The organism is Staphylococcus piscifermentans, assembly GCF_900186985.1.
Taxonomy (GTDB): Bacteria; Bacillota; Bacilli; order Staphylococcales; family Staphylococcaceae; genus Staphylococcus; species Staphylococcus piscifermentans.
This window is the reverse complement of record NZ_LT906447.1, coordinates 1237129-1257512: the sequence shown is the minus strand read 5'-3', so window position 1 is coordinate 1257512 and position 20384 is coordinate 1237129. Positions and strand designations below refer to the sequence as shown.

Annotated in this window: 17 protein-coding genes, 1 pseudogene and 1 riboswitch; of the genes and pseudogenes, 4 read left to right on the top strand and 14 right to left on the bottom strand. The window is 35.8% G+C overall.

The features are described from left to right. Window positions 1-264 precede the first annotated feature (264 nt). From dat to CKV71_RS05830, 5 genes are all read right to left on the bottom strand, one after another. Complete coding sequence (dat, locus tag CKV71_RS05850) at window positions 265-1119, bottom strand: D-amino-acid transaminase (RefSeq protein ID WP_095104709.1); 855 nt, start codon at window positions 1117-1119, stop codon at window positions 265-267. A gap of 2 nt (window positions 1120-1121) precedes the next feature. Then, entirely contained in the window at window positions 1122-2531 is a 1410-nt protein-coding gene (pepV, locus tag CKV71_RS05845) for a dipeptidase PepV (protein WP_095104707.1), read from the bottom strand. A 317-nt stretch (window positions 2532-2848) separates the two neighbouring features. Continuing rightward, entirely contained in the window at window positions 2849-3286 is a 438-nt protein-coding gene (locus CKV71_RS05840) for a YtxH domain-containing protein (RefSeq protein ID WP_095104705.1), read from the bottom strand. Between the two features lie 19 nt (window positions 3287-3305). After that, a complete protein-coding gene (locus CKV71_RS05835; RefSeq protein ID WP_095104703.1) occupies window positions 3306-4001 on the bottom strand; it encodes a pseudouridine synthase in 696 nt (231 codons plus the stop codon). Continuing rightward, window positions 4001-5635 (bottom strand): putative polysaccharide biosynthesis protein, encoded by a 1635-nt coding sequence (locus CKV71_RS05830; protein ID WP_095104701.1) that lies wholly within the window; start codon window positions 5633-5635, stop codon window positions 4001-4003. The genes CKV71_RS05835 and CKV71_RS05830 overlap by 1 nt, the downstream gene beginning before the upstream one ends. Before the next feature lie 280 nt (window positions 5636-5915). On the opposite strand from CKV71_RS05830, the gene CKV71_RS05825 reads away from it, so the two are divergent. Continuing rightward, window positions 5916-7172: a BaiN/RdsA family NAD(P)/FAD-dependent oxidoreductase gene (locus tag CKV71_RS05825; protein ID WP_095104699.1), complete on the top strand. Its 1257-nt coding sequence runs from the start codon at window positions 5916-5918 to the stop codon at window positions 7170-7172. Between the two features lie 55 nt (window positions 7173-7227). Here CKV71_RS05825 and CKV71_RS05820 read toward each other — a convergent pair whose 3' ends face one another. From CKV71_RS05820 to CKV71_RS05810, 3 genes and pseudogenes are all read right to left on the bottom strand, one after another. Next, window positions 7228-7545 carry a rhodanese-like domain-containing protein gene (locus CKV71_RS05820; RefSeq protein ID WP_095104697.1) on the bottom strand — a complete coding sequence of 106 codons (318 nt, stop codon included), beginning with the start codon at window positions 7543-7545 and terminating at the stop codon, window positions 7228-7230. A 20-nt stretch (window positions 7546-7565) separates the two neighbouring features. Then, window positions 7566-9980, bottom strand: a complete 2415-nt coding sequence (gene leuS, locus CKV71_RS05815) for a leucine--tRNA ligase (RefSeq protein WP_095104695.1) — start codon at window positions 9978-9980, stop codon at window positions 7566-7568. A gap of 309 nt (window positions 9981-10289) precedes the next feature. Further along, window positions 10290-11469, bottom strand: a pseudogene (locus CKV71_RS05810) (MDR family MFS transporter). A 255-nt stretch (window positions 11470-11724) separates the two neighbouring features. Here CKV71_RS05810 and CKV71_RS05805 point away from each other — a divergent pair. Together CKV71_RS05805 and CKV71_RS05800 are read left to right on the top strand one after the other, a co-directional pair. Further along, window positions 11725-12681: a tRNA modification radical SAM protein MnmL/YtqA gene (locus CKV71_RS05805; RefSeq protein WP_095104693.1), complete on the top strand. Its 957-nt coding sequence runs from the start codon at window positions 11725-11727 to the stop codon at window positions 12679-12681. Window positions 12682-12685: 4 nt separating this feature from the next. Further along, window positions 12686-13243: a tRNA 5-(aminomethyl)-2-thiouridylate-methyltransferase MnmM gene (locus CKV71_RS05800; RefSeq protein ID WP_095104691.1), complete on the top strand. Its 558-nt coding sequence runs from the start codon at window positions 12686-12688 to the stop codon at window positions 13241-13243. 76 nt (window positions 13244-13319) lie between these two features. Here CKV71_RS05800 and CKV71_RS05795 read toward each other — a convergent pair whose 3' ends face one another. Further along, complete coding sequence (locus CKV71_RS05795) at window positions 13320-14276, bottom strand: L-lactate dehydrogenase (RefSeq protein ID WP_095104689.1); 957 nt, start codon at window positions 14274-14276, stop codon at window positions 13320-13322. A gap of 238 nt (window positions 14277-14514) precedes the next feature. Continuing rightward, window positions 14515-15345, bottom strand: a complete 831-nt coding sequence (locus tag CKV71_RS05790; RefSeq protein ID WP_095104687.1) for an alpha/beta fold hydrolase — start codon at window positions 15343-15345, stop codon at window positions 14515-14517. A gap of 255 nt (window positions 15346-15600) precedes the next feature. Here CKV71_RS05790 and CKV71_RS05785 point away from each other — a divergent pair, with 255 nt between their 5' ends. Then, window positions 15601-16596 (top strand): proline dehydrogenase family protein, encoded by a 996-nt coding sequence (locus CKV71_RS05785; RefSeq protein ID WP_095104685.1) that lies wholly within the window; start codon window positions 15601-15603, stop codon window positions 16594-16596. A gap of 66 nt (window positions 16597-16662) precedes the next feature. On the opposite strand, the gene ribH is transcribed toward CKV71_RS05785, so the two are convergent. The 4 genes from ribH to ribD are packed head-to-tail and all read right to left on the bottom strand — an operon-like array spanning window position 16663 to window position 20042. Next, window positions 16663-17124, bottom strand: a complete 462-nt coding sequence (gene ribH / locus CKV71_RS05780; protein WP_095104683.1) for a 6,7-dimethyl-8-ribityllumazine synthase — start codon at window positions 17122-17124, stop codon at window positions 16663-16665. Window positions 17125-17156: 32 nt separating this feature from the next. Beyond that, entirely contained in the window at window positions 17157-18338 is a 1182-nt protein-coding gene (gene ribA, locus CKV71_RS05775) for a GTP cyclohydrolase II (RefSeq protein WP_095104681.1), read from the bottom strand. Between the two features lie 15 nt (window positions 18339-18353). Further along, window positions 18354-18986 (bottom strand): riboflavin synthase, encoded by a 633-nt coding sequence (locus CKV71_RS05770; protein ID WP_095104679.1) that lies wholly within the window; start codon window positions 18984-18986, stop codon window positions 18354-18356. A gap of 6 nt (window positions 18987-18992) precedes the next feature. After that, window positions 18993-20042: a bifunctional diaminohydroxyphosphoribosylaminopyrimidine deaminase/5-amino-6-(5-phosphoribosylamino)uracil reductase RibD gene (gene ribD, locus CKV71_RS05765; RefSeq protein ID WP_095104677.1), complete on the bottom strand. Its 1050-nt coding sequence runs from the start codon at window positions 20040-20042 to the stop codon at window positions 18993-18995. Window positions 20043-20219: 177 nt separating this feature from the next. Next, window positions 20220-20352: riboswitch (FMN riboswitch) on the bottom strand. Window positions 20353-20384: the final 32 nt, after the last annotated feature.

Below are 20384 nucleotides of genomic sequence, written 5' to 3'. Positions count from 1 at the left end.
TAAACGCTTCACGCCTTTAGCACTCATTGTTAATTTTATAGTTTTTAAAAGCTTATTTCAACCAAAAATGAGAAACTAAAAGACACATTTTACCTTCTGAGAGACTATCTTTTCAAAGGCTATTTTATGTTTAAACAGCGTTTTAAAACTGTTTTAATTTCGATACGCACTCATAAATAATCATTATCTTAAGTGCAGCGACAATTTAAAATTATAACACAGTTTAGGTGTTAAAGTTGGATATTATGTGCATTTATTAAAAATTTATTTATTGTGACTTTCTTCAATTTTCTGACTAAATCCTTCTTGCAACTTACGTGTTATTGAGCCGACTTTACCGTCTCCTACCGCTTCACCATCTAACTTGATCACAGGCATGACTTCCACAGATGTACTAGAAACGATAATTTCATCTGCATTTTTTAAGAAGTCTACAGTGAATGTCTCTTCTTTGAATGGAATGTCCGCTTCTTCTGCCACATTCTTAATAACCTGACGTGTAATACCGTTAAGAATATAGTTATTAATCGGATGTGTATAGATTACTCCGTCTTTAATTGCATATACGTTACTTGATGCCCCTTCTGTGACAGTTTCACCACGGTGTTGAATCGCTTCAGCCGCATTATATTTCACAGCATATTCTTTCGCTAATACATTTCCTAATAAATTCAAGCTTTTGATATCACAGCGTAACCAACGAATATCTTCAACAGTTACGGCATAAATACCGTTTTCTAATTCTTCAAACGGTCTGTCATAGCTTTTTGTGAATGCCATAATCTGCGGTTTAACGTCTGGACCTGGAAATGCATGGTCTCTTGGTGAAGCCCCTCTAGTTGCTTGAATATAAATACCGCCATTTTGAACATCATTCTCATCAATTAAAGATTGAACTGTCTGCGTTAGAGATTCAACGGTTTCCTCTAAATCGATATCGATTTCTGCAGCACTGCGCAAAAATCTTTCGAAATGTTCTTTAACAGTAAACAAGGTTCCGTCATATACACGAATATATTCATATACGCCGTCTCCGAAGTTATATCCTCTGTCATTATATGGAATCTTTGCGTCTTTTTCGTCTACAAACTGGCCGTTCAATAACACTTTATTTGTCATAGTCATTCCTCCACACATAATGCGTATAGCGCTTCTAAATAGATGCTAGTTGCATTAAATAATTGTTTTTTAGTGATGTATTCATTTCTTTGATGCATTAAGTCCTCTGAGTCGCTGAACATCGCTCCGAATGCTACTCCTTTGTCTAGATTACGTGCATATGTGCCTCCGCCGATAGTATACGGTTCTGTCATGTCTCCTGTTTGATTACGATATGCTTGTACGAGTGTTTGTACAAACGGATCATTTTTATCAACATAATGCGGACGTTGCACTTTACCTAAATCTAATTCAAATCCCAATTCTTGAACTTCATTTGTAAAACGTTTAATTGCATCGTCAAATTCAAAGCCTTCCGGATATCGTAAGTTAATACCATATTCTCCCCCGTTTGCTTTTGAATAAGCAATAATACCGATATTAGTAGTTAAATCTCCCATTTTATCAGTATGGAACTTCATTCCCATCTTCTCACCAAAGTGTGATTCAAATAAATATCTTTCGCTTAAGTCTGTAAATTTAGCGGCTTGCTTATCTAAATTTAATTCGCTTAAGAAATGGATTAGGAATAATCCCGCATTTAAACCAATAGATGGGTCCATACCGTGTACTGCTTTCCCTTTCAAACGCAATACCAAAGTATCTTCGTCTAATTCGCTTGTACCATTTAAATCATGTGCTTCTAAGTAATTTTGGTATAACTCAGTCACATCGAGATTTTCGTCTTTTACAGTCAGATGTGCTACCGCTTCATCCGGTACCATATTATAACGTTGACCGGATTCAAATGATTCCAATACAACTGCTGCTTCTTTTTCATCCGCAGATTTATTTTCTTGTTTGATATCGAATGTAGTAATTCCTTTTTCACCGTGAATAGCAGGGAATTCAGCATCTGGAGCAAATCCTAATGCCGGCATTTCTTCAGATTCAAAGTATCGATTCACTCCGATCCAATCTGATTCTTCATCAGTACCTACAATGATATGCACACGTTTCTTCCAGTCTACGTTCATATCATTTAAAATTTTTACTGCATAATAAGCTGCAATAGTCGGCCCTTTATCATCTAAAGTTCCTCTCGCAATAATTGCATCATCTGTTACAGTTGGTTCGAATGGCGGAGTATCCCAGCCTTCTCCGGCAGGTACCACGTCAACATGGCAAAGAATGCCGAATAAGTCTTTGCCTTTGCCTACTTCGATTCTTCCAGCAACATGATCTACATCATGTGTGGCAAATCCATCACGTTCTGCGAGTTGATACATATAATCAAGCGCAGCTTTAGGTCCTGGTCCGAGCGGTGCATCCGATGTAGCTTTACTATCATCTCTGACACTTTCGATTGATAGTAAACCGCTTAAATCAGCTATAATTTGATCTTCATATTCTTGCACTTTTTCTTTCCACATTCGTGATCAACTTCCTTCTCAATTTTTAGTTCATGTTCTATTTTACCCTAACTATTTATGAAACAACAGTAGTAACCCTATAAATTTTCTGTCAATTTTGTTCATTATTGATATGACAGGGCGGATAAATTTAAATTTAATTCTCACTATGTAAAAAAGGCGGGACAGAAATAGCATCAATGAAAAAATCATTTCTCCCTGCCGACCCCTCATAACTGTCTGAATTCAAAAGCATCTTTCTCTTCAGCTAGCTAATGTCAGTTTAGAAAACAGGAGCTGAAACACAATAATGTCTCAGCTCCTGTATATAATAATTATTATTTATTATCTTTATTAGATTGATTTTGATTAGAAGATTCGTTTCCATTTTGTTTCAAATCTTCATCAGTTACAATTCTGATATTATGTTGAGGTTCATCAGATTGTTTAGCATCATCTAAAGTTGGAGCTGCAGCATCTTGATTATTGTTGCTGAAACGCTCTTTTTGTTCTTGGACAAAAGCTTTCGGATCTTGTTTTACTTTATCCGCATAACCTTTAGGGTCTTGCTTCACTTCGTTAAAAGTTTGAGAAGCATTTGAAGCAATTTGAGAAGCTAAATCTTTAGCATTTTGCTTATATGATTCTGGATTCTCTTTGTATTTATCATATTCATTTTTTAATTTATCTCTACTATCTTTTCTAGTTAATAAAACTGCTGCAGCTGCTGCACCGATACCTACAACTGCTCTTAATAAATTACCTGATTTTGCCATAATTATCACCTTCACTTTTTTATTGTTGAACTAATTCTATTTCTTCTGTCGTCAATTCTCGATAGTCGCCTTCCGAAAGACTAGAATCTAGCTGTAGTTGTCCAATTTGAACCCGCTTTAATTTCAGTACCTCATTATCAATGGCATGAAACATCCTTTTTACTTGATGGAATCGACCTTCTTGGATAGTAACGTATACAGTCTTGCTCTCTTCTGTACATTTTAATTCTGCAGGTTGCGCTTTACCATCAGATAACTCAACTCCGTCAGCAAATATTTCAATATCCTGTTGACTTACGGCTTTCTCCGCTTCGACACGATATATCTTGGAAACATGCTTATTGGGACTCATAATGTCGTGGTTAAACTGGCCATCGTTAGTTAACAATATCAATCCTGTAGTATCTTTGTCTAATCTCCCGACTGGAAAAATATTTAAATTTTGAAAGTCATCAATTAAATCAAGGACTGTCGAATGTTCATTATCTTCAGTCGCCGAAATGTATCCAGCTGGTTTATTTAACATTATATAGACTTTGTCGACATATCTTATAAAATCGCCATTAACAGTAACTGTATCTTCTTCTGGATTAATTTGAGCTTTACTTTGTTTTTCATTTTTACCATTAACTTGTACTTGATTTTTCTTTAATAGCTGTTTGACCTCACTTCTAGTACCGACGCCCATATTAGCTAAAAACTTATCCAGTCTCATTATGAGATTCTCAACTTTCTACGGATTTTGCCAGGCAAGTCTCCTAAAAATTGATCAGCTAATCTTGTTTTCAAAGTAATACCTCCATAAATTACTACACCGACAAGTACTCCAACTACAACAATAATTAAGCTGCCGACTTTTGAGGCCGGTGAGATAACCATTTGCATTAACCAGAATGATAATTCAACGCCTACCATCATAATGAAACCATAAATGAATATTTTAGCAAATTGAATAAATGTTTCAGTAAATGTAAATTTCGCATATTTTTTCAAAATGAAGAAGTTACAAATATTTGCAACCAACAAGGCAATTGCCGTACTTAAAATTGCTCCTGCTGTATGGAATGCTACTATTAAAGGAATGTTTAATACTACTTTCAAAGCAACTGCAGCAACAATTACAAAGACTGTTAATTTCTGTTTATCAATACCTTGCAGCATCGAAGCTGTAATACTTAATAACGAAATTAAAATCGCCACTGGTGCATAATAGAACAATAACATACTGCCGTCACCGTTATAGCTGTAGAACACTGTGTATAACGGAGATGATAAGGCCATTATTCCTAAACTGGCAGGTACAGTAATAAACATCAATACACCTAAAGATGTTTGAATTTGTCTGTGCATTTCATGTAATTCACCTGATTCATATGTCTTAGTGATATAAGGAATCAAGCTGACTGCAAAGCCTGCAGCTAATGAAGTCGGAATCATTACAATTTTATTCGTTGTCATATTAAGTATAGTAAAGAAATAATCGTGTAGTTGTTGTGGTACACCCGCTATATCCAACGCGTTGTTATGTGTAAGTTGGTCAACAATATTAAATAATGGGAAATTCAAACTTACAATTACGAATGGAATACTATAAGAAATAATTTCTTTATACATTTTAGTATATGAAACATCGATACCTGTATGGTCTGATGCAGTCATTTCATCCATAAACGGCTTTCTTTTTCTCCAATAGTACCAAAGAGTTAAAATACCTGCTATTGCGCCCACCGCTGCAGCAAATGTGGCTACACCGTTTGCTAACAATACAGAGCCGTGGAATACATTCAATACAAGATAACTGCCGGCCAAAATAAAGATAATACGGGCTATTTGCTCTGTTACTTCGGAAACTGCAGTAGGTCCCATTGATTTATACCCTTGGAACACCCCACGCCATGTAGCGAGTAATGGGATAAAAATAACTACCATACTGATAATTCTGATGATCCAAGTAATATCATCAATGGTCCAGCCGCCTTTAGCATTAGATTCATGTGCTAACGTTACTGTGGCAATCATTGGTGATAAAGCATACAAGATAATAAATCCTAAAACACCTGTAATACTCATTACGATAAAGCTAGAGCGATACAATTTCTGACTGACGTGATATGCACCTATGGCATTATATTTAGCAACATATTTAGAGGCCGCTAAAGGAACACCTGCTGTCGCTACTGCGATAGCAATATTATATGGCGCATAAGCATAGTTGAATGGGGCCAAATTCTCTTCTCCGCCGATTATTGCATAAAACGGAATTATGAAGAGCACACCAAGTACTTTAGTAATCAGTATACTTAGTGTTAATAGAAAGGTCCCTCTTACAAGTTCTTGACTTTCATTCATGACAATCTTCCTATCTGATATTAAAATTTAAGTATATTTTACCACCAACAATTGTTGGCAACTACTTTTTTTCATTAGTATTATAGCCTAAAATAGCCTTAACAGAAATGAAATTTCAAAGATTTAAACAACAGTTTTGACTATGCCATAATATTACAGTAAAGTAAATCAATTATACATTTGAAAATTTACGTTAACGCACTTTTACAAGAAAAATCAAACTTTAAGGAGGAAATATGCACATAATCAACGTTTTACAGAAAATGTGCATTAACTAAACATGTACCAAACTATAGTTATCGGCGGCGGGCCTAGCGGATTGATGTCTGCTGCTGCAGCCAGCCAATATTCTGATAAAGTATTATTAATTGAAAAGAAAAAGGGTCTGGGCAGAAAATTAAAAATTTCTGGCGGTGGCCGCTGTAATGTAACCAATCGACTGCCTTATGATGAAATTATCCGTCACATTCCGGGTAATGGCAAGTTTCTCTACAGCCCTTTTTCCGTATTTGATAATGAATCTATTATTGAATTTTTTGAAACACGCGGTGTGAAGTTAAAAGAAGAAGATCATGGAAGAATGTTTCCAGTTTCAAATCGGTCTCAAGATGTTGTAGATGCACTGATTAAAGAATTGGCAGTTAATCATGTTGAAGTAAAAGAAGAAACTGCTGTCCAAAACATTCAAAGAAATTCAGATCATTTCATAATTACAGATGCAGAGGGCAATGAATATAATTCTAAAACAGTAGTTATTGCGACAGGAGGCACGAGTGTCCCACAAACCGGTTCCACTGGAGATGGTTATCCCTTCGCGGAAAAATTCGGTCATACTATTACTGAACTTTTCCCGACTGAGGTGCCTATCACTTCAAAAGAACCATTTATTATTCGTAAAACACTTAAAGGATTAAGTTTGAAAGATGTGTCTTTATCTGTTTTGAGAAAAAATGGAAAGCCGCGCATCACACACCGTATGGACATGTTATTTACACACTTTGGTATCAGCGGTCCTGGAGCTTTGAGATGCAGCCAATTTGTGTATAAAGAACAAAAATCTCAAAAGAAACAAGAAATTCTAATGAAACTGGATGTTTTTCCCGATGAAAAAGAAAATGAATTACAACAAAGAATTAAACAACAAATTCATGCTGCACCTGATAAATACATTAAGAATAGTTTGCGCGGTATGATAGAAGAACGTTACCTTAACTTTATATTAGAACAAGCAGGTGTAAGTGAAGAAACAACGGGACACCATATTTCAAACCAACAGATATTAGAAATCACTCGTTTGTTTAAAGGTTTCATCTTTACTGTCAATGGCACTTTATCAATTGAAAAAGCATTTGTAACGGGCGGCGGTGTTTCAATCAAAGAGATAGAGCCACATACGATGATGTCAAAAATTACTCCTGGATTATTTTTCTGTGGAGAAGTTTTAGATATTCATGGATATACAGGTGGCTATAATATTACGAGTGCCTTAGTTACTGGACGGGTGTCAGGCATGAATGCTGGTATCTATCAAAATTAAAAAGCATATAAAAATGAGCCGGGTCAGCTGTTAACTGACTCGGCTCAAATTTCAATTATATACTATCTATTTCTAAACCTTCGTCTCCCCATGCATTCATGCCGCCTTCGACATTTACTGCATGCACTTCAGGTTTATGTTGATTGAGATATTCTACTACTCTGCCGCTTCGAACACCAGCTGCACAAACAAAATAATACGTATCATTTTCGTTAAATTCATTTAAATTATCTGGAATTTGATCCATAGGAATTGTAGTGGCATCTGGAATAATACCAGTTGCAGTTTCTTCATCTGTTCTGACATCAACAATGTGTACAGGAGAATGATCTAGAATTTTCTTTTTTAATTCATCCGTTGTAATAGATTCCATAGTAATTTCACCTTCCTTTATTATTTCGCAACAATATTGACTAATTTTTGAGGAACGGCGATGACTTTCTTGATGTCTTTATCCCCAATATCTAATTTAACATTTTCATTTGTCAATGCAATCTCTTCCATTTGTTCTTTTGAAGCATCTTTAGGGATAAATGCTTTTGCTCTAACTTTACCATTAACTTGGATAACAATTTCCACTTCATCGTCCACAAGGAAAGCTTCATCATAATCTGGCCATGGTTGATACGTAATTGTTTCATCATGACCAAGTTTAGACCATAATTCTTCTCCTAAATGCGGTGCAATCGGTGCAAGCATTTTTACAAATCCTTCTACGTATGGTTTGTAGAGCTGCTCAGCTTTATATCCTTCATTTATAAATACCATCAATTGGCTGATTGCTGTATTGAAGTTTAAGGTATCAAAGTCTTCAGTTACTTTTTTAACTGTTTGGTTGTATACTTTTTGCAATGATTTATCATCAGTTTCTACAACTTTAGATGTTAACGTGCCGTCTTCATTAATCAGTAATCTCCATACACGATCTAAGAAACGGCGAGAACCGTCTAAACCTTTCTCACTCCATGCAATCGCTGCATCAAGCGGTCCCATAAACATTTCATATAATCTTAAAGTATCTGCACCATGTGAACGCACGATATCATCAGGGTTAACGACGTTACCGCGAGATTTACTCATTTTTTCATTACCTTCACCCAAAATCATGCCTTGGTTGAATAGTTTTTGGAATGGTTCTTTCGTTGGAACAACACCCATATCATACAATACTTTATGCCAGAATCTTGCATACAATAAATGTAGTACGGCGTGTTCCACACCACCGATATATAAATCAACTGGCAACCAATGTTTTAATTTTTCAGGATCTGCAAGCATTTCATCATTATGCGGATCGATATAACGTAAATAATACCAGCAGCTGCCTGCCCATTGTGGCATTGTATTTGTTTCACGACGACCTTTCATGCCAGTTTCAGGATCCACAACATTTACAAATTCATCGATATTCGCTAAAGGTGATTCACCTGTGCCTGAAGGTTCAATTGAATCTGTTTCAGGAAGCAATAATGGCAATTCGTCAGTCGGTACAGTAGTCATTGTACCGTCTTCCCAATGAATAATCGGAATTGGTTCACCCCAATAACGTTGGCGGCTGAATAACCAATCACGCAATTTATAGTTGACTTTCTTTTCACCTGCGCCTTTTTCTTCAAGTAATTGAATAGCGCGTACAATAGCTTCGTCATTGTACAGACCGTCTAAATCCCCAGAGTTCACATGAGGACCGTCTCCAGTGTAGGCTTCTTTAGAAATATCTCCGCCTTCAATAACTTCTTTGATTGGCAAATCAAATTTTTGAGCAAATTCATAGTCACGTTCATCATGTGCTGGAACAGCCATAACCGCGCCTGTACCATATGAAGAAAGTACGTAATCAGCAATCCAGATTGGCAATTTCTCACCTGATAAAGGATTGATAGCATAGGCGCCTGTAAATACACCTGATTTATCTTTAGCTAAATCTGTACGTTCCAAATCAGATTTCATCGACGCCTCTTTTTGATATGCTTGGACTTCTTCTTGATGTTCGGGAGTCGTAATTTCGTTTACTAAATCATGTTCTGGACTCAACACGGCAAATGATGCACCATAGATTGTGTCTGGACGAGTTGTGAACACTTCAATTTTTTCATCACTATTTTCAATATTGAAAGTGACTTTAGCACCTTCTGAACGACCAATCCAGTTACGTTGCATATCTTTGATAGACTCAGGCCAATCTAAATCATCTAAATCTTCTAACAAACGGTCTGCATAATCAGTAATCTTAAGCACCCATTGACGCATTGGTCTGCGATATACTGGATAACCGCCACGTTCTGAAACGCCATCCACTACTTCTTCATTAGAAAGTACAGCTTTCAATTCAGGACACCAGTTTACCGCCACTTCATCTACATATGCTAATCCTTTGTTATATAGTTGGATAAAAATCCATTGTGTCCATTTATAGTAATCAGGATCAGTCGTATTCACTTCTCTGTCCCAATCATAACTGAAACCTAATTCTTGAATTTGGCGTTTAAATGTTTGAATATTTTGGTTCGTAAATTCACGTGGATTGTTGCCTGTGTTTAAAGCATACTGTTCTGCAGGCAAACCAAATGCATCCCACCCCATCGGATGCAATACATTATATCCTTGCATACGTTTATAACGCGAAATAATATCTGTCGCTGTATAGCCCTCTGGATGCCCTACATGCAATCCTGCTCCTGATGGATATGGAAACATATCTAAAGCATAAAATTTCTTTTGACCTAGATTATCATTCGTTTTAAAAGTTTTGTGTTCTGCCCAATAATCTTGCCATTTCTTTTCAATTTCTTGATGATTAAAACTCACTTTGCTTTCCTCCTAATCAATAAAAAATACAACTCAAACTATTATGATTTTGTCTTATGAAGGACGACAAGTGCCGCGGTACCACCCTCATTCGTATTTCTACGCACCTCATACATAATAGCTCGAGCTGTATTATTCATAAATTTATTCGCTGGTAAGTTCACCTAAAATACTCAACTGGTTCGCACCGACCACCAGCTCTCTTAGCGAGTCCTTTAGATTACTACTCCATATACATCTATTACTATATTTTATTATTAGTCTAAATGCAAGTTCTAGACGCTGTAATTTAAAGCATATACCTTCTTTTTAATGGTTCATTTCATGTTTCTTGAGGTTTTTATCATAGGTAAACAAGAAAACAATAGAAACAACTAATAATCCCATCATTGTTAAGAACATGGCTTGCATATTAAAGGTATCTACTAATATACCGCCAATTAGCGGTCCAAATGCTTTTCCGACAGTCGAAGCGGAATTTACAATTCCTTGATAGGAGCCTTGACGACCTTCTGGTGCAAGTTGATTTGCAATTGTCGGTACAGCAGGCCAAACAAACATTTCACCTAGTGTCAGAATAATCATACCGACCATGAATATTGAAAACTGCTCGGCAAAACTTGTGACAAAGAAAGATAATATAAAGATTAAAATTCCAACTAACATCTGCAACTTCAAGTTGCCTTTCAATAGTCTGATAATCGGATAAATTAACGGTTGTGCTACGAGAATCATGATGCCGTTTACTGTCCAAAGCAAACTGTATTGTCCCATAGTGATATTTAATTCTTGTGTAAACGAAGCAATCGTACTTTCCCATTGAATGTAGGCAATCCAACAAATCGCAAACATAACACACAATAATAATAGTGCAATGAATCTTTTGCGGTACTTCTTAGCCGCCCATTCATTTGTATCTGGAATTTTGACTTTCCCTTTATACTTAATATTGAATTGAGTTACAGCGACAAAGAAGAAAGCAACGTACATTAATAAATTAGCAATAAAGATATAATTAAAGCTTAATTCTGCAACAAAACCTCCCATTGCCGCGCCGAAAGCTACTCCGATATTTTGCGCAAGATAAATTGCATTAAAAGTTTGTCTTCCCCCATTCGGCCATACGACACCTGCCATCGCGTAAATCGCAGGAATAATAATACCGCCGCCGAAACCAAGCATTACTAACCAAACAGCATACCAAGGCCATCCATGAAAGAAGTTAAGCAATGTCGTCGCACATAAACATGTGATAGTGCCTAACATAATAGTTCTGAATCCACCTAATTTATCAAACAAAGTTCCGCCTAATAAGTTTCCGATGACCATTCCTAATGAATTAATCATCAAAACGATTCCGGCAGTCGTTAAGCTTTTGTGCAGTTCATGACTCATATAGATAGTGTTTAACGGCCATAAAAAAACTTGCTCCAGTAATATTAATTGCCATACCGATGACCAGCCACCAGACCTCTTTCGGCATATTCATTGTGCAACACCCGCTTTCTCTCTATTTTTTATTTTCAAAGTCTATTTTCTTTAAACCAAATAAAATTTCCGCAACCCTTTAGTCAGAGCGGCGAAAATTTTAAACGAAAATAGCATGATATGAATTTTTGCAACTAGTAAATAATACTACACTTACTATAGGATTTAAACCCATAAAAATAAAACTATAGAAACATAACTGTTTAAATTATGGTAAAATCTTACAATGGATTAATTTTAGAAAGGAAAATGTCATATGGGTCAATATTTTACGTATGCATTTGAAGATAAACGATATCATACATGGAATTACCATTTAAAAAATAAATTTGGTCATAAAATTTTCAAAGTAGCTTTAGATGGCGGTTTTGACTGTCCAAATCGTGACGGAACAGTTGCTCATGGAGGCTGTACATTTTGTTCGGCAGCAGGAAGCGGTGATTTTGCTGGGAACAGAGCTGATCCGATTGATGTGCAATTTAAAGAAATCAAAGAAAAAATGCATGAAAAATGGCACGAAGGACAATATATCGCCTATTTCCAAGCCTTTACAAATACACATGCTCCAGTAGAAGTATTAAAAGAAAAATTTGAACCTGTCCTTAAAGAACCCGGAGTAGTCGGATTATCTATCGGTACTCGACCGGATTGTCTACCTGACGATGTAGTAGAATATTTAGCAGATTTAAATCAGCGCACATATTTATGGGTGGAACTTGGACTGCAAACCGTTCACCAAGAAACTTCAGACTTGATTAACCGCGCTCATGATATGCAAACTTATTATGAAGGTGTAGAAAAATTAAGAAAACATAATATTAATGTATGTTCTCATATTATTAACGGATTGCCTGGCGAAGATTATGACATGATGATGGAAACAGCGAAAACAGTAGCTCAAATGGATGTGCAAGGTTTGAAAATTCATTTATTGCATCTATTAAAAGGTACACCAATGGTCAAGCAATATGAAAAAGGTATGCTGAATTTCATGTCTCAAGAAGAATATGTCAATTTAGTATGTGATCAATTAGAAATCCTGCCTCCAGAAATGATTATTCACCGTATTACCGGAGACGGCCCTATTGATTTAATGGTAGGTCCTATGTGGAGTGTTAATAAATGGGAAGTTTTGAATGCAATCGATGCCGAATTAGCAAGACGTCATTCTGCTCAAGGCCAACACTACAAGAAAGAACAGGAAGTCAATTAATCAAATGAAAGTAGAACGTATTTTACCTTTTGCTAAGTCGCTTATACTTTCTCATATCGATGAAAAGAGTACAGTAATCGATGCAACATGCGGTAACGGCCATGATACTTTGTTTCTAGCCGAACATGTGCCAAATGGGAAAGTTTACGGATTTGATATTCAAGAAGACGCAATTGAAGCTGCACGTGAGAAAGTTAAAGATTGTCAGAATACCATTTTGATTCATGATGGCCATCAAAATGTAAAGCAGTATGTCGAAGCCGCTGATTGCCCTATTGATGCAGCGATTTTTAATTTGGGTTATTTACCTAAAGGTGATAAACATATTGTGACTGAAGCTGCTACAACTATTCAAGCAATTGAAAATATCTTTGAAATGCTTGCACCAGAAGGCATTATTGTGCTTGTAATTTATCCAGGGCATCCTGAAGGGAAAATCGAAAGCGAAACAGTTTATCACTATCTAGAAAATTTTGATCAGCAACAAGCACACATTTTACAATACGGCTTTATTAATCAACGCAACAATCCACCATATATTTGCGCTATTGAAAAAAGATAAATAAATGCAAGAGCTTCTGCTAGTAAGATTATAATGAGCTGAGACATTAATGCCCCAGCTCATTTTTTTATTTTAATTATTGAAATAATTTATCTACACTTTTAGTAATATCTTTTAATACTTCAACTGAGTGATTAAACTCTTGAGTTTCTTTTTCATTTAATGGAGTTTCATAAATTTTTACAGCGCCAGCACGGTTTACAAGTGTTGGAACACCAATGTATACATCTTCATTGCCGTATTCGCCTTCTAAATAACTTGAAACAGTCAATACAAGATTTTGGTTGCGCAAAATAGCTTTGGTAATATGCAATAATCCCATAGCGATTCCATAGTATGTTGCACCTTTGGCTTGAATAATATCATAAGCTGCATCACGAGTATTCAAGAAGATTTCTTCGATGCGTTTTTCTCTTGCAGGATCTTCTTTTAAAATATCGTATAAATTTTGACCTGCAATACTAGCTTGAGACCATACTGCTAACTCAGAGTCACCATGTTCTCCGATAATACTTGCGTTCACACTTTCAGGCGCTACTCCGAACTCTGCACCTAATTCATATTTGAAACGGGCTGTATCTAAAATTGTACCTGAACCGATAACGCGTTCTTTTGGCAATCCAGAAACTTTTTTAGTTACATAAGTTAACACGTCTACTGGGTTGGCAGCGATTAAGAAGATACCGTCAAATCCACTGTCCATGATTTGTCCTACGATAGATTTAAAGATTTTAGTATTCTTTTCTACTAAGTCTAATCTAGTTTCACCTGGTTTTTGGGGAGCACCAGCTGTAATAACTACTAGATCTGCATTAGAACAATCAGCGTATGACCCAGCTTTAACAATCGATGGTGATTCGCCGTATGGCATCCCATGATTCAAGTCTAAAACGTCACCTTTAACTTTTTCTTCTGCTATGTCTACGATGTAAAATTCATCTGCAACCCCTTGAGCGACCATCGCAAATGCGTAGCTTGAACCAACAGCTCCATCGCCTACTAATACTACTTTGTTTGCTTTAACATTATTCATATACTTACCCTTCCTTTTTAAAAAATCACTTTCCTTATGTGATTAATTTCACATATTCAAGATAACAGGTTATCACTGAAAAAGCAATGCTTTTTTACCTAATTTAACAGTAATTATAAAAGTCTTAAATTTGTAAAAGCAAATAAAAAAGGGGTTGGAAAAACAGCAGATTTATAAAGCAAACCTCTAATATTGAAATTTGCGCGTTCAATATTAGAGGTCTGCTTTTTTATACTTATTAAATTTCAATTTGATCATCAACATCATTAGGAATAAATCCTAATGCATTCACTTTATTATTCAAATAACTTAATATATAACGCATCACTAAAGGACGTTCTGGTTCGTTATGAATTTCGTGATATAAACCGTCCCAAGCTTTAAAATAAAGTTCATCCGTTTTGACGCGTTTTTTTATTTCTAAGATGGCATCAGTATCTAAAATTTTATCGTCTTTTCCATACATAAGACACATTGGAATTTCTTGAATATCCTCTAAGTGTTCCATAGTCTTTCTCATCACATTAACCACTTCTTTGTACCAATGGTAAGAAACTTTCTTCAACATCAATCCATCTTGTTTAGTTTCTTCAATAACTTCTTCATTTCTAGTTAAATGTTCTGGTTCAATTCCTAAATTAAAGCGCATATCTTTTACCCCTGCGCCTATATTTGAAGTCAGCATGTTTTTACGTGTTTTATTATTTTTTTGAAATGCTGTTAATGGAGATAAAAGTATAATTCCTTCAATTGGCAGTTCCGTTCTTTCTAACAGATTCAATGTAATCAGACCGCCTAGACCTATTCCCATCAGAAATGTCGGTAATTTATACTCACTGGCTATTCTTAACCATTCTAAGATATGTTCGTGATAGACTTCAAAGTTGTCAATCTGTCCTTTATTAGAACGAGAGGTTTGACCTTGACCAGGCAAGTCTCCCATGATCACATGATATCCATTTCTTCTTAATGAAGTGATAACATAGGCATATCTACCCGTATGTTCTAATAAATTATGTGCAATGACAATGACACCTTTTGCTTCACTTTCTGTTTCCCACTTCCACATATCAACGACTACCCTTCTACTCTTATTATTTAAGTTTATTGTATCAAAATAAAGTCCTCAAAATCTATCTTGAACTCATTTCCTCTTTTTATAACGCAGTATTATTTAAATCATTTCATGAAAAATTAATCTAACATTATTTACAGTTTTTGTAATATGATATAATATCGTGTATTTTTATATATTGTTAACGTTTTCATACATTATTGAAACATGATACACTAATTTCAATATAGTTGTATGGGAGGAATATCTATGTCACTAGTTAAAGATTTTTTCATCGGTTTGTCCAATAATACATTTTTAAATAACTCAGCAAAGAAATACGGACCAGTATTAGGGGCAAGCAAAGTTGTAGTCGGCAACTCCTTAGATGATTTAATTGAAAAAATCCGTGAACTTAACGATAAGGGAATTACAGTTACTGTGGATTGTTTGGGTGAGTTTGTCGGAACAAAAGAAGAAAGCTTAATCGAAAAGGATATCATCTTAAAAGTTCTGCAAGCAATGCATGACAATGATGTTAAAGCACATCTATCTGTTAAAATCAGTCAGTTGGGCGCTGAATTTGATTTAGACTTAGCTGAGAAAAATCTTAGAGAAATTGTAGCTAAAGCTAAAGAATTAGATAACAGACATGTAAATATTGATACTGAAAAATTTGCAGGCTTAGATGATATCTTACATGTATTAGATGATATTTCTAAAGAATATGATAATGTAGGCACGGTTATTCAAGCCTATCTGTATACTGCTGAAGATATGGTTGAAAAATATCCACATATCAGATTAAGACTAGTAAAGGGTGCATATAAAGAAAATGCATCGATTGCTTATCAAAATAAAGAAGATATTGATACGAATTACATTTCTTTGATTGAAAAAAGACTGAAAAATGCGAAGAATTTTACATCTATCGCTACACATGATGATAAAATCATCGATCATGTGAAAAAATTTGTAGAAGATAATAATATTGATAGAGATAGCTTCGAATTCCAAATGTTATTTGGCTTCAGAACTGATTTAGCTTACGCAATTGCTGACGATAATTACAATTTCTGTATTTATGTACCTTTCGGCGATGATTGGTTCGGTTATTTCATGAGACGTTTAGCAGAACGCCCACAAAACTTGAATTTAGCAGCCAAAGAATTCGTTAAGCCAAAAACACTAGCTATTACAGCGGGCGTCATTGCTGCATTAATCGGATTATCATCTGCCACAACTGCTTTAATTAAGAAAAAATAAAATAAATAAAAGGAAGAAACTTTGGCAGTTAAGCTAAAAGTTTCTTCCTTTTTTTGAATTTTAAAATTATTTGATTGATTTAAGCAAGTTTGCCATTTCAATGGCTGCCATTGCAGCTTCTGCTCCCTTATTTCCAGCTTTTGTTCCAGCGCGTTCCACTGCTTGTTCTATAGTTTCAGTTGTTAACACACCGAAAATAACAGGTAAGCCACTTGTATCACTGACTTTAGAAACACCTTTCGCCACTTCATTACATACGTAGTCATAATGGGAAGTTGCGCCGCGAATGACACAGCCCAAAGTAATTACTGCATCATATTTTCCAGTCTCTGCAAGTTTTTTTGCAGCTAAAGGAATTTCAAATGCACCTGGCACATAAGCAACATCAATTTGATTGCTGTCTACTTCATGTCTTACCAGTACATCTTTCGCGCCTTCTAATAAGCGTCCTGTAATAAAGTCATTGAAACGTGAAACTACGATTCCGATTTTTAAATCTTGTCCTAATAGTTTTCCTTCAAAATTCATTCTGATTTCCTCCAATTTATTGATAATAATTTTTACAGCATGTGTCCCATTTTTTCTTTTTTAGTTTGCAAATAATCATGGTTGTGCTCGCATTCTGGAACAATTAATTCAATTCTATCTGCGACATCAATTCCATAGTATTGCATTCCTTTAAATTTTTCTGGATTATTACTTAATAAATTTATCTTTTCTATACCGAAATGTTTAAGGATTTCCGCAGCATGATAATAATCGCGAAGATCCTCCTCAAATCCTAAAGCAAGGTTGGCTGTTACTGTATCATAGCCTTGTTCAATCAGCTCATAGGCTTTCAATTTATTAATCAAACCTATGCCACGGCCTTCTTGTGGTAAATAAATAATCATACCGTCATTTTGATCAATATATTCCATTGCCGCTTCTAATTGTGCCCCACAATCACATCTTTGGCTGTGGAAAATATCACCTGTTAAACATGAGGAGTGAATACGCACATTTTCCACTTTTTTAATATCGCCTTTAACAATAGCTACAATTTCATCATGAGAATAGTCAGATTCGAACCCATACATGTCAAATGTACCGAAATCTGTCGGTAATTTCACTTTTGCTTTAGCATGCATATGTTGTTCATGTGTTCTGCGGTAGTGTACGAGTGCTTCAATAGAAATCATTTTCAGCTGGTGTGCTTCTTTGAATTGTTGTAACTGATCTCCTTTTGCCATTGTGCCGTCTGCATTCATAATTTCACAAATCAAACCAGCCGGCTTAGCACCTGTCATTGCAGCCAAATCAACTGCCGCTTCTGTGTGTCCATTTCTGACCAATACTCCTCCAGTTCTAGCAATAAGTGGGAATAGATGACCTGGACGGTTGAAATCTTCTGGCTTCGCTTCATTTGAAATTAATGCTTTAGCCGTCATCATTCGTTCATTTGCACTAATACCAGTTGTAGTATCTACATGATCCACACTTTCGGTAAAAGCAGTACCGAATGCATCGCTGTTATCTTTAACCATAGGCGTCAAATTAAGTCGCTCAGCAAGTGATGGTGCAAGCGGCGCGCAAATTAAACCGCGTCCTTCTTGTGCCATGAAATTGACGGTATTATCACTCATAAACTCTGTAACAGCTACTAAATCACCTTCATTTTCTCGGTCTTCATTATCTACTACAATAATACTTTCTCCTGCTTTCAATGCTTCCACAGCAGATTCTATACTATCGAATTTCATCTCAATCCACTCCTATCAAAATCCAAACTGACTCAATTTATCCCTAGTCAATCCAGATTCATCTTTTGAAAGTGCTTTTTGAACGTATTTAAATAACATATCCGCTTCCAAATGCACTTTATCTCCTACTTTTTTCGAACTTAAAATCGTCGCACGCTTCGTTTCAGGTATTAAATGAATATCAAATTGACCATCATCTAAACGGAAAATAGTTAAACTGACACCATCTACCGTAATGGAACCTTGCTGTACCATTTGAGAAGTCAGTGATGTCGGACATTGAATCGTGACAATATTGGAATTAGCTGATGGTTGAATTCGACGTATCGTTCCGACGTCATCAACATGACCCAATACAAAATGGCCGCCAAATCTTCCTTGACTGGACATCGCACGTTCTAAATTAACCGCACTGCCTTTACGTAATTCAGAGAGATATGTTTTATTTTCAGTACCTTTAATCACTTGAACATCAAAGGTTTGGTTATTAAAAGAAATTACAGTTAAGCAAGCGCCATTGACACTGATAGAATCACCGATATGAATGTCTTGCAAGATTGTGTGACATTCAATCGTCAACTTCATGACATTTTGTTCTGAAGCAGTCTGGACGACTGTACCGACTTCTTCAACTATACCGGTAAACATATAAGATCACTTCTTTCTTAGTGAAACTTTAATATTTTGATCGATGATTTCAGAGTTGGCAATTTCAAATTGAGGAATTTTATCCAAGGAAAGTACATTGTCAGTTTGATAAAACTGATATTTCCCTGAACCTCCAATAACTTTCGGGGCATAATAAATGATGAGTGTTTGGACACACTCTGATTGGAGAAATTGAGAAGATACATTAGGTCCAGCTTCTACATAAAGCGAACCAATACCATTATGATATAAATCTTGTAAAATATTTTTAATAGAACAATCTTCTAACAGTATGATTTTAACTTGATTAGAATGTTCTTTATTCAGCATTTCTTTATTTTCTGTATACAACCAGACTGGCGTTTGCTGGTCATGAAAAATCTGTTGTTGCAGGTTTAATCGGCCGCTTCTATCTAATATTACTCTAACGGGCTGTCGTTCGCCTTCTAGTCTGACCGTTAAACTCGGATTATCCGCTTGAACTGTTCCAGCACCTGTCAACAAAGCGTCATGACGTGCACGGTGTTTAAAGACATCTTGTTTAACACCTGGATTAGTAATCCATTGACTCTGCCCTGTATCTGTCGCTTGTTTGCCATCTAAACTCACACTGACTTTCAATGTGACTTCTGGTATATTTTCAGATTTCGCTTTAAAAAAGTCTTTATACATGAGCTCAGCTTGGGCTTGATGCTGATATTCCACTTCAATACCTGCAGATTGCAAAATGTCATCTCCGGGTGAATCGAGCGAAATATCTTTCATGGCATACACTACTTTTTTAATACCTGCTTCAATAATTTTATTGACGCAAGGCGGTGTAGAACCGAAGTGTGTGCATGGTTCTAAGGATACATAAATCGTAGCGCCTTGAGCTTGGTCACCAGCCATATCTAAAGCTTGCACTTCAGCATGACGTTCACCTTGCTTGAGATGTGCGCCAAGACCTACTATCCAACCATCCTTTACGACTACTGAGCCAACTGCTGGATTCACACCTGTCTGACCTTCTGCCATTTTTGCCAGTTGTATTGCATTTTGTAAAAATCGATTCAAACAATCACCTCATTAAAAAACCGTTGTCCAATAAAATTGAGCAACGGGAAATAGAATTTATCATCATTTATCTTTGAAAATAAAAAATTTAGTATAAAGGCATACTTAAATAAGACCACTTAAACTAAAACTTTTTAAATCAAATAGATAATTAAGTTTCACATTTAATGATGTTCTTCATTCTTTCTCCCATCCAGACTATACTGTCGGCTCTAGATTTCCACTAGATCAGCCATATTCAAAAAAGAATACAGGTCGCAGGCTTTAATTTACTGCCGGTTGGGAATTTCACCCTGCCCCGAAAGAATTTTTATGAAATTGTTTCTGAATCAATAAGAGTTA